Origin of the sequence: Kosakonia cowanii JCM 10956 = DSM 18146, from assembly GCF_001975225.1 — a bacterium.
Taxonomy (GTDB): Bacteria; Pseudomonadota; Gammaproteobacteria; order Enterobacterales; family Enterobacteriaceae; genus Kosakonia; species Kosakonia cowanii.
Genome location: NZ_CP019445.1, coordinates 1,596,613 through 1,606,165 on the forward strand (window position 1 = coordinate 1,596,613; position 9,553 = coordinate 1,606,165).

Consider the following 9,553-nt stretch of genomic DNA (forward strand, 5'->3'; position numbering starts at 1 on the left):
TAAAGTCAAAATTAGGAATCATTACGCTACGCGGAAGTTCCGGTTTTAACCCGGTATAGCGGCCTGCGAAACGGCGAAATTATACCTGAAGAAAGGACGTTAGATGCTCTTAGCGACGGCGCTATTGATAATTGGTTTACTTCTTGTGGTCTACAGTGCCGATCGTCTGGTGTTTGCCGCCTCCATTCTTTGCCGCGCTCTTGGTATTCCGCCATTAATTATTGGCATGACGGTGGTCAGTATTGGCACCTCGCTGCCGGAAATCATCACCTCTGTCGCTGCCTCACTGCATGGCCAGCTCGATCTCGCTATCGGCACCGCCATCGGATCGAACATCACCAATATCCTGCTGATCCTCGGCGTTGCCGCGCTGTTACACCCTTTTACCGTGCATTCCGATATTCTGCGCCGTGAATTGCCGTTAACCTTAGTAGCTAGCCTGCTGGCGGGCGTCGTACTGTATGATGGGCGGCTTACGCCCATAGACGGCATCTTTTTACTGTTATTAGCCGTGCTATGGCTGGTGTTCATTGTTAAAATCGCCCGTCTGGCCGAACGCCAGGGTAATGATAGCCTGACGCGAGAGCAGCTGGCCGAGCTGCCGCGCGAGGGAAGTGTGTCGGTTGCCTGCCTCTGGCTGGGCGTCGCGCTGATTATCATGCCGATGGCGACACGCATGGTGGTGGATAACGCCACGGTGGTGGCGAACTTCTTTGCCATCAGCGAACTGACTATCGGCCTGACGGTTATCGCCATCGGTACCGGCCTTCCTGAGCTTGCCACCGCCATCGCGGGCGCGCGCAAAGGGGAAGACGATATCGCCATCGGCAACCTTATCGGCTCCAACATTTTTAATATCGCGATCGTGCTTGGCTTGCCGGCACTGATTGCGCCAGGCAGCTTTAACCCGATGGCGTTCACGCGCGATTACGGGGTAATGGTGCTGGTCAGCGCCCTTTTCGCGCTGATCTGCTGGCGACGCAAGCAGATCAGTCGTGCTGTCGGGGGGCTGTTGTTCGGTGGGTTTATCATATGGCTGGCGATGCTCTACTGGCTGTCGCCGCTTTTGACGGGATAATCGGATACGCACTATGTCGCAAATAGATTTGCAGCCGGGTTTTGACTTTCAACAAGCCGGCAAAGAAGTTCTGGCGATTGAACGTGAAGGCCTCGCACAGCTGGATCAGTACATTAATGAAGATTTCACCCGCGCATGCGAAAGCATCGCTTATTGTGCTGGCAAAGTCGTGGTGATGGGCATGGGCAAATCGGGCCATATCGGCCGGAAAATGGCGGCAACCTTCGCCAGCACCGGCACGCCCGCCTTTTTCGTCCACCCCGGCGAAGCCGCGCACGGCGACCTGGGTATGGTCAGCCCGCAGGATGTGGTGATTGCGCTGTCGAACTCCGGTGAGTCCAACGAGATCCTCGCGCTCATCCCGGTGCTCAAGCGCCTCAAGGTCGCGCTGATTTGCATGACCAGCCGCCCTGAGAGCAGCATGGCACGCGCGGCGGATATCCATTTATGCGTAAAAGTGCCGAAAGAGGCCTGCCCGCTGGGGCTGGCACCGACCTCCAGCACCACCGCAGCGCTGGTAATGGGCGATGCGCTGGCCGTGGCGCTGCTGAAAGCGCGCGGCTTTACCGCCGAAGATTTTGCCCTCTCCCATCCGGGCGGCGCGCTGGGCCGCAAACTGCTGCTACGTGTGAATGACATCATGCACACCGGGGATGAGATCCCACACGTCAGCAAAGAAGCCAGCCTGCGTGATGCGTTACTGGAGATCACGCGTAAGAATTTAGGTATGACGGTGATCTGCGACGATCTGATGAAGATCGAAGGTATCTTTACCGATGGTGACCTGCGTCGCGTGTTTGATATGGGCGCCGATGTGCGCAGCCTTGGCATCGCCGATGTGATGACGCCAGGCGGTGTGCGCGTGCGGCCCAATACGCTGGCAGTCGATGCCCTTAACCTGATGCAATCCCGTCACATTACCTGCGTACTGGTTGCCGATGGTGAGCAGTTACTGGGTGTGTTACATATGCATGACTTACTGCGCGCGGGCGTGGTGTAAAGAAGGACACAAGAATGAGTAATGCTGGCGCGTCGCTTGCTACCTGCTATGGGCCGGTAAGCACGCAAGTCATGGAGAAAGCCGCGAAGATTCGCCTGCTGATCCTCGATGTGGATGGCGTGCTGTCCGACGGGCTCATCTATATGGGCAATAATGGTGAAGAGCTAAAAGCGTTCAATGTTCGCGACGGTTATGGCATTCGCAGCGGCCTCACCTCCGGTATCGAGATGGCGATCATTACCGGGCGTAACGCTAAACTGGTAGAAGATCGCTGCGAAACGCTGGGCATCATCCATCTCTACCAGGGGCAATCAGACAAAATGATCGCCTATCGTGAACTACTTGCCCGCCTCGATTTGACGGCGGATCAGGTCGCCTATATCGGCGACGATTTGATCGACTGGCCGGTGATGGCGGAGATTGGCCTGAGCGTGGCCGTTGCAGATGCGCACCCGCTGCTCAGCGCGCGCGCCGATTACGTGACGCGGATTAACGGCGGTCGCGGCGCGGTGCGTGAAGTGTGTGACTTACTGCTGCTGGCACAGGGCAAGCTGGATGAAGCCAAAGGGCAATCAATATGAGTAAAACCAGACGTTGGGTCATTATTCTGCTGGCGCTGGTCGCACTGGTTCTGATTGGTATTAACTTCACCACTCAGGATGCGCCGGAACAGAGCGCAGCGAACAATTCAGATCCGACTTATAAAAGCCAACATACGGATACTGTCGTTTACAGCCCGGAAGGCGCGCTGAACTATCGTCTGATCGCGCAGAATGTGGAGTACTACTCCGCCGATAGCGTTAGCTGGTTTGCCAAACCGGTGTTAACCACCTTCGATGAGAACAAAGTTCCGACCTGGTCTATCAAGTCGGATAAAGCAAAGCTCACCGACGACAAAATGCTTTACCTCTATGGACATGTCGAAGTTAACGCGCTGACTGCGGACGCACAATTACGCAGAATCACCACGGATAACGCCCGGATCAACCTGGTCACCCAGGATGTTTTCTCAGACGATCAGGTTACGTTATACGGAACAACATTTAATTCCACCGGCCTGAAAATGCGCGGCAATTTACGCAGCAAAAACGCCGAGCTGATTGAAAAGGTTAGAAGCTCCTATGAAATTCAAAACAAACAAACGCAGCCTTAATCTTCTCCTGGCGAGTACGCTCTTCGCTGCCGCGCTTCCGGCGCTCGCTGTGACCGGGGATACCGACCAGCCGATCCACATCGACTCCGATCAGCAGTCGCTGGATATGCAGGGGAATGTTGTCACCTTCACCGGCAATGTCGTCGTGACGCAGGGGACGATTAAGATCAACGCCGATAAGGTGGTGGTCACCCGTCCGGGCGGCCAGCAAGGCAGAGAGATCATCGACGGTTACGGCAATCCGGCCACCTTCTACCAGATGCAGGACAACGGCAAGCCGGTTAAAGGCCACGCCTCGCAGATGCACTACGAACTGGAAAAAGATTTCGTCATCCTGACCGGCAACGCCTATCTCGAGCAGTTGGACAGCAATATTGCTGGTGACAAAATCACCTACCTGGTGAAAGAGCAGAAGATGCAGGCGTTCAGCGACAAAGGTAAGCGCGTAACTACTGTGCTGGTACCGTCGCAGTTACAGGACAAGAGCAACAAATCCGCCCCGGCCCCGGCGCAAAAGAAGAGTAACTAATCCGTTATGGCAACATTAACTGCAAAGAATCTCGCCAAGGCTTATAAAGGCCGTCGCGTGGTCGAAGACGTCAGTCTGACCGTTAACTCCGGTGAAATCGTCGGCTTGCTTGGCCCTAACGGCGCAGGGAAAACCACCACCTTCTATATGGTGGTCGGGATTGTTGCGCGCGATGCCGGCAACATCATTATTGATGATGAAGATATCAGCCTGCTGCCGCTGCATGCGCGCGCGCGTCGCGGCATCGGCTATTTACCGCAGGAAGCCTCGATCTTCCGTCGCCTCAGCGTCTATGACAACCTGATGGCAGTGCTGCAGATTCGTGACGATCTCACCACGGAACAGCGTGAAGATCGCGCCAACGAGCTGATGGAAGAGTTCCATATCGATCACCTGCGCGACAGCATGGGCCAGGCGCTCTCCGGCGGTGAACGTCGCCGCGTCGAGATTGCCCGCGCGCTGGCGGCAAACCCGAAATTTATCCTGCTCGATGAACCCTTTGCGGGCGTTGACCCAATCTCGGTTATCGACATCAAACGCATTATCGAGCATCTGCGTGACAGCGGGCTTGGGGTGCTGATTACCGACCATAACGTGCGCGAAACGCTGGCCGTATGTGAGCGCGCCTATATTGTCAGCCAGGGGCATCTCATCGCCCACGGCACGCCGCAGCAAATCCTTGAAGACGAACATGTTAAGCGCGTATATCTTGGGGAAGACTTCAGACTCTGATAGGGTAAGGTTTATTGACATTTTTTGTCGGAGAGTGCTGCTCTGAATATGAAGCAAGGTTTGCAACTACGGCTTAGCCAACAGCTAGCCATGACGCCGCAACTGCAACAGGCCATTCGCCTTTTGCAGTTGTCCACGTTGGAACTTCAGCAGGAACTTCAGCAGGCGCTGGAGAGCAACCCACTGCTGGAACAAACCGATCTTCACGAAGAAGTGGATAGCGAACAGGTTCAGGAAAAAGATGGCCTGGACACCGCGGATGCACTCGAACAGAAAGAGATGCCTGACGAACTGCCGCTGGATGCCAGCTGGGATGAGATCTACACCGCCGGCACGCCGTCAGGCAGCAGTAACGATTACATTGATGATGAACTGCCGATCTACCAGGGTGAAACCACCCAGTCGCTACAGGATTACCTGATGTGGCAGGTAGAGCTGACCCCCTTCTCCGATACGGATCGCGCCATTGCGACCTCGATCGTTGATGCCGTGGACGAAACTGGCTATCTCACCGTGACGCTTGAGGAGATCCTCGAGAGCATGGGGAACGACGAGATCGGCATGGATGAAGTCGAAGCGGTGCTAAAGCGCGTTCAGCGTTTTGATCCCGTTGGCGTTGCGGCGCGCGATCTGCGCGACTGCCTGCTGGTTCAGCTCTCTCAGTTCGCCAAAGCGACACCGTGGTGTGAAGAGGCCCGGCTTATTATCTGCGATCATCTCGATCTGCTGGCCAATCATGACTTCCGCTCGCTGATGCGCGTGACGCGCCTGAAAGAGGATGTGCTGAAAGAGGCGGTCAATCTGATCCAGTCCCTCGATCCGCGTCCCGGGCAGTCGATCCAGACCAGCGAGCCGGAGTATGTGATCCCCGATGTGCTGGTGCGCAAACACAACGGGCGCTGGACGGTAGAGCTTAACGCCGACAGCATTCCACGTCTTAAGATCAACCAGCAGTATGCAGCGATGGGCAGCGGCGGGCGTAACGACGCCGACACGCAGTTCATTCGCAGTAATTTGCAGGAAGCGAAGTGGTTGATCAAAAGCCTGGAGAGCCGCAATGACACGCTGCTGCGCGTCAGCCGCTGCATCGTCGAGCAGCAGCAGGCGTTCTTTGAGCAGGGCGAAGAATTTATGAAACCGATGGTGCTGGCGGATATCGCCCAGGCCGTCGAGATGCACGAGTCCACTATCTCTCGTGTTACGACCCAGAAGTACCTGCACAGTCCTCGCGGCATTTTTGAACTGAAGTATTTCTTCTCTAGCCATGTGAATACCGAAGGCGGCGGCGAAGCCTCCTCCACGGCCATCCGCGCACTGGTGAAGAAGTTGATCGCCGCTGAAAACCCTGCAAAACCGCTGAGCGACAGTAAGCTGACGACGCTGCTTTCCAATCAGGGAATCATGGTCGCGCGGCGAACCGTTGCGAAGTATCGAGAATCTTTATCCATTCCGCCGTCTAACCAGCGTAAACAGCTGGTGTGACCCAACCGATAAGGAAGACACTATGCAGCTAAACATCACCGGACAAAACGTTGAGATTACCGATGCCCTGCGCGAGTTTTTAAACAGCAAATTCGCCAAGCTGGAGCACTATTTCGACAGGATTAATCAGGTTTATGTTGTGTTGAAAGTGGAAAAGGTGACGCACATTTCAGATGCCACGCTGCATGTGAATGGAGGCGAACTGCATGCCAGTGCGGAAGGACAAGATATGTATGCTGCTATTGACGGTTTAATTGATAAACTGGCGCGGCAGCTCACGAAGCATAAAGATAAACTGAAACAACACTAATTGTCCGGGCGTCCGTCTGGCGCGTTGCACCCGACCGCAACCCGGTTGGGTGCTGGCTCCGGCGTCGCTTAGGTGAAATTATGATGAATAACGATTCGGCTCTTCAACTGAGCACAGTGCTTAACCAGGAATGTACCCGTAGCGGCGTTCACTGCCAGAGTAAAAAACGCGCGCTGGAAATTATCAGCGAGCTGGCGGCGAAACAGTTAGGTCTGCCGCCGCAGGTGGTCTTCGAAGCGGTTCTTACGCGTGAAAAAATGGGCAGTACCGGCATTGGTAACGGTATCGCCATTCCCCACGGCAAGCTCGAGGAAGATACACTGCGCGCCGTCGGCGTGTTTGTACAACTCGAAACGCCGATTGCCTTCGACGCTATCGATAATCAACCCGTCGATCTGCTCTTTGCCCTGCTGGTGCCGGCAGATCAAACCAAAACGCATCTGCACACCCTTTCACTGGTCGCCAAGCGGCTGGCAGATAAAACCATTTGTCGACGCCTGCGCGGCGCGCAGAGTGATGAAGAGCTCTATGAGATCATCACGCAGACAGAAGGCGAGCGCGGCGATGCGTAACCGGGTAAGACTATACTTGTCAGTCGTTCTGAGGAGAAATGACCCATGGTCCTGATGATCGTCAGTGGTCGTTCGGGTTCAGGGAAATCCGTGGCGCTACGCGCACTGGAAGATATGGGTTTCTACTGTGTTGATAACCTGCCGGTTGTGCTGTTGCCGGAACTGGCGCAAACCCTCGCCGATCGCCAGATCTCTGCCGCCGTCAGTATCGATGTGCGCAACATGCCGGAGTCGCCGGAGATCTTTGAGCAGGCGATGAGCAACCTGCCGGAGGCGTTTTCGCCGCAGCTGCTCTTTTTAGATGCGGATCGCAACACCCTGATCCGCCGCTACAGCGACACGCGCCGCCTGCACCCGCTCTCAAGCAAAAACCTGTCGCTGGAGAGCGCCATCGATGAAGAGAGCAATCTGCTTGAGCCGCTGCGTTCGCGTGCCGATCTGATTGTTGATACCTCAGAGATGTCGGTGCATGAGCTGGCAGAGATGCTGCGCACGCGCCTGCTGGGCAAACGCGAGCGCGAACTGACCATGGTCTTCGAATCCTTTGGCTTCAAGCACGGCATTCCAATCGATGCCGATTACGTCTTTGACGTACGCTTCCTGCCGAACCCGCACTGGGATCCGAAGCTGCGTCCGATGACCGGCCTTGATAAGCCCGTCGCCGCATTCCTCGACAGGCACACCGAAGTGCATAACTTCATCTACCAGACGCGCAGTTACCTCGAACTGTGGTTGCCGATGCTGGAGACCAACAACCGTAGCTACCTGACGGTTGCCATCGGCTGTACCGGGGGTAAACACCGCTCTGTTTATATCGCCGAACAGCTGGCGGACTACTTCCGCTCGCGCGGCAAAAACGTGCAGTCCCGTCACCGTACGCTGGAAAAACGCAAAACATGACCGTAAAACAAACCGTTGAGATCACCAATAAGCTGGGCATGCACGCGCGCCCGGCGATGAAACTGTTTGAACTGGTGCAGGGCTTTGACGCGGAAGTGCTGTTGCGTAATGAAGAGGGAACCGAAGCGGAAGCCAGCAGCGTGATCGCTCTGCTGATGCTGGATTCCGCCAAAGGCCGACAGATTGAAGTCGAAGCCAGCGGCCCTCAGGAAGAGGAAGCGCTGGCCGCGGTGGTGGCGCTGTTTATCGCCGGGTTCGACGAAGAGTAATCAGTGCAGGTTGTTACTCTGCAAAAAGCCTTCGCCACCCAGCTGTTGCATCTGGCGCATGATCCACGCCTGACGGTTACGCACATAACCTGAAGGCGCTGCCGCTTTATAACGAATCGGGTTCGGCAGCACCGCCGCCAGCAGCGCGGCTTCCGACATCGTCAGCCGGCTCGCGGGTTTATGAAAATAGCGCTGCGACGCCTCTTCCACACCAAATATGCCGTCACCAAACTCCGCAATATTCAGGTAGACCGTCAGGATGCGCCGTTTCGTCCATACCGCTTCCGTTGTTACCGTCAGCCCCGCCTCCAGCCCTTTTCGCAGCCAGCTTTTACCGTCCCACAAAAAGAGGTTTTTCACCGTCTGTTGCGACAGTGTCGAGGCGCCGCGAATGCGGTTCTCATGCTTTTCATTATGTGAGAGCGCTTTTTCGATGGCTTCTACATCTAATCCCCAGTGATCGGGAAAGCGCTGATCTTCAGCGGCAACCACCGCCAGCGCCATCCACGGTGAGATCTCATCCATGCTGACCCAGTCCGAGTGGGCGACATAGCTAAAATCCCCCGTCAGCCACGCGCTCAGTTGCCGCTCGACCATCACTGCGGAAAACGGCACGGGTAAGAAGCTGAACAGCAGAATACCGCCGCCCCAGAAGGCCACCAGCACTAACAGAACACGCAGAAGAAGGCGTTTTAGCGCGGCCTTCAGCTTACCGCCTCCGCCTCGCTTCATTCGCACAATACCAGCACGCGCGTCACCAGCTTCTCAATTCCTGTTGCCGCCTGGGCAATATCTTCCGCCAGCATATAAGCCGGTGTGGTCACCACTTTGTTCTCTTCATCGACAACAATATCGTCCACCGGACACGGCACGTGCTCAGCGCCCATCTCTTCCAAAACTTCGGCAGTGTCGACATCGGTTCCGATGGTGAGACGCAGCGGGAAGTCGAAAATCTTCGGTAGCGTCGCCGGCGCAATGCACATAAAACCGAGCGGTTTTCCAGCCTCGTGCATCGCCAGCGCGAGGGTTTTCAGATCACTATCCACTTCGCAGTCGCCGCCGAGGCTGGCAAAACTGCTGAGGTTTTTCGCCGCGCCAAAGCCGCCGGGGACAATCAGCGCATCCAGATCGTTTACTGATGCCTGCGCCAGTGGCGCGATCTTACCCCGCGTAATGCGGGCGGCCTCAACCAGCACGTTGCGGCTTTCCGCCATGCTTTCGCCGGTGAGATGATTGATGACATCACTTTGCGCTTTATCTGGTGCAAAACAGACGGCCTCTGCGCCGTTGCGGGCAAGCGCCAGCAGGGTAATTACCGCTTCGTGGATCTCGGAACCGTCATACACACCAGACCCACTAAGAACAACGCCGACTCTTTTCATGCCAAACATCCTTTCTGCGAATTGCGGTCAATAACTAAAAATTTTGATAAGGAAGCCTTGCTTCACACATTTCACTGATTGCTGTAACAAATCATTTAAGATTTGCTATCTTATGTGCGTGTGGTCGAATTTTAATAGACTGCGCC

Annotated in this window: 13 protein-coding genes; 11 read left to right on the plus strand and 2 right to left on the minus strand. The window is 55.6% G+C overall.

Annotated elements, in window-relative coordinates; all coding sequences use genetic code 11:
- The first annotated feature begins 103 nt into the window (after nt 1–103).
- The 11 genes from BWI95_RS07380 (at nt 104) to npr (ending at nt 8,025) form a co-directional block, all read left to right on the plus strand.
- The gene (locus BWI95_RS07380) at nt 104–1,078 is read left to right on the plus strand and encodes a calcium/sodium antiporter (protein ID WP_042713876.1); all 975 of its coding nucleotides are present in this window, start codon (nt 104–106) and stop codon (nt 1,076–1,078) included.
- 13 nt (nt 1,079–1,091) lie between these two features.
- Entirely contained in the window at nt 1,092–2,078 is a 987-nt protein-coding gene (gene kdsD / locus BWI95_RS07385) for an arabinose-5-phosphate isomerase KdsD (protein WP_023481006.1), read from the plus strand.
- A gap of 14 nt (nt 2,079–2,092) precedes the next feature.
- Entirely contained in the window at nt 2,093–2,659 is a 567-nt protein-coding gene (gene kdsC, locus BWI95_RS07390; RefSeq protein WP_076769256.1) for a 3-deoxy-manno-octulosonate-8-phosphatase KdsC, read from the plus strand.
- On the plus strand, nt 2,656–3,231 hold the full coding sequence (gene lptC, locus BWI95_RS07395; protein ID WP_042713872.1) for an LPS export ABC transporter periplasmic protein LptC: 576 nt from the start codon (nt 2,656–2,658) through the stop codon (nt 3,229–3,231). The genes kdsC and lptC overlap by 4 nt, the downstream gene beginning before the upstream one ends.
- Nucleotides 3,200–3,760, plus strand: a complete 561-nt coding sequence (gene lptA / locus BWI95_RS07400; protein ID WP_042713870.1) for a lipopolysaccharide ABC transporter substrate-binding protein LptA — start codon at nt 3,200–3,202, stop codon at nt 3,758–3,760. Before lptC ends, lptA begins: the two co-directional genes overlap by 32 nt.
- A 6-nt stretch (nt 3,761–3,766) precedes the next feature.
- Nucleotides 3,767–4,492, plus strand: coding sequence for an LPS export ABC transporter ATP-binding protein (gene lptB / locus BWI95_RS07405; RefSeq protein WP_076769257.1), 726 nt, complete (start codon nt 3,767–3,769; stop codon nt 4,490–4,492).
- A 48-nt stretch (nt 4,493–4,540) separates the two neighbouring features.
- Nucleotides 4,541–5,974, plus strand: coding sequence for an RNA polymerase factor sigma-54 (gene rpoN, locus BWI95_RS07410; RefSeq protein WP_034813638.1), 1,434 nt, complete (start codon nt 4,541–4,543; stop codon nt 5,972–5,974).
- Nucleotides 5,975–5,996: 22 nt separating this feature from the next.
- Nucleotides 5,997–6,284: a ribosome hibernation promoting factor gene (hpf, locus tag BWI95_RS07415; protein ID WP_054802969.1), complete on the plus strand. Its 288-nt coding sequence runs from the start codon at nt 5,997–5,999 to the stop codon at nt 6,282–6,284.
- Between the two features lie 80 nt (nt 6,285–6,364).
- Nucleotides 6,365–6,856: a PTS IIA-like nitrogen regulatory protein PtsN gene (gene ptsN / locus BWI95_RS07420; protein WP_023480947.1), complete on the plus strand. Its 492-nt coding sequence runs from the start codon at nt 6,365–6,367 to the stop codon at nt 6,854–6,856.
- A 45-nt stretch (nt 6,857–6,901) separates the two neighbouring features.
- Nucleotides 6,902–7,756, plus strand: a complete 855-nt coding sequence (gene rapZ, locus BWI95_RS07425; protein ID WP_023480906.1) for an RNase adapter RapZ — start codon at nt 6,902–6,904, stop codon at nt 7,754–7,756.
- Nucleotides 7,753–8,025: a PTS phosphocarrier protein NPr gene (npr, locus tag BWI95_RS07430; protein ID WP_023481048.1), complete on the plus strand. Its 273-nt coding sequence runs from the start codon at nt 7,753–7,755 to the stop codon at nt 8,023–8,025. The genes rapZ and npr overlap by 4 nt, the downstream gene beginning before the upstream one ends.
- Here npr and mtgA read toward each other — a convergent pair whose 3' ends face one another.
- On the minus strand, nt 8,026–8,757 hold the full coding sequence (gene mtgA, locus BWI95_RS07435; RefSeq protein WP_054802968.1) for a monofunctional biosynthetic peptidoglycan transglycosylase: 732 nt from the start codon (nt 8,755–8,757) through the stop codon (nt 8,026–8,028).
- Nucleotides 8,754–9,407 carry an isoprenoid biosynthesis glyoxalase ElbB gene (gene elbB / locus BWI95_RS07440; protein ID WP_054802967.1) on the minus strand — a complete coding sequence of 218 codons (654 nt, stop codon included), beginning with the start codon at nt 9,405–9,407 and terminating at the stop codon, nt 8,754–8,756. The genes mtgA and elbB overlap by 4 nt, the downstream gene beginning before the upstream one ends.
- Between the last annotated feature and the right edge of the window lie 146 nt (nt 9,408–9,553).

Excerpts from the sequence above, each read along its gene's own strand:
- BWI95_RS07380 (WP_042713876.1), top strand. The coding sequence starts at position 104 with ATGCTCTTAGCGACGGCGCTATTGATAATTGGTTTACTTCTTGTGGTC.
- kdsD (WP_023481006.1), top strand. The coding sequence starts at position 1,092 with ATGTCGCAAATAGATTTGCAGCCGGGTTTTGACTTTCAACAAGCCGGC.
- kdsC (WP_076769256.1), top strand. The coding sequence starts at position 2,093 with ATGAGTAATGCTGGCGCGTCGCTTGCTACCTGCTATGGGCCGGTAAGC.
- lptC (WP_042713872.1), top strand. The coding sequence starts at position 2,656 with ATGAGTAAAACCAGACGTTGGGTCATTATTCTGCTGGCGCTGGTCGCA.
- lptA (WP_042713870.1), top strand. The coding sequence starts at position 3,200 with ATGAAATTCAAAACAAACAAACGCAGCCTTAATCTTCTCCTGGCGAGT.
- lptB (WP_076769257.1), top strand. The coding sequence starts at position 3,767 with ATGGCAACATTAACTGCAAAGAATCTCGCCAAGGCTTATAAAGGCCGT.
- rpoN (WP_034813638.1), top strand. The coding sequence starts at position 4,541 with ATGAAGCAAGGTTTGCAACTACGGCTTAGCCAACAGCTAGCCATGACG.
- hpf (WP_054802969.1), top strand. The coding sequence starts at position 5,997 with ATGCAGCTAAACATCACCGGACAAAACGTTGAGATTACCGATGCCCTG.
- ptsN (WP_023480947.1), top strand. The coding sequence starts at position 6,365 with ATGATGAATAACGATTCGGCTCTTCAACTGAGCACAGTGCTTAACCAG.
- rapZ (WP_023480906.1), top strand. The coding sequence starts at position 6,902 with ATGGTCCTGATGATCGTCAGTGGTCGTTCGGGTTCAGGGAAATCCGTG.
- npr (WP_023481048.1), top strand. The coding sequence starts at position 7,753 with ATGACCGTAAAACAAACCGTTGAGATCACCAATAAGCTGGGCATGCAC.
- mtgA (WP_054802968.1), bottom strand. The coding sequence starts at position 8,757 with ATGAAGCGAGGCGGAGGCGGTAAGCTGAAGGCCGCGCTAAAACGCCTT.
- elbB (WP_054802967.1), bottom strand. The coding sequence starts at position 9,407 with ATGAAAAGAGTCGGCGTTGTTCTTAGTGGGTCTGGTGTGTATGACGGT.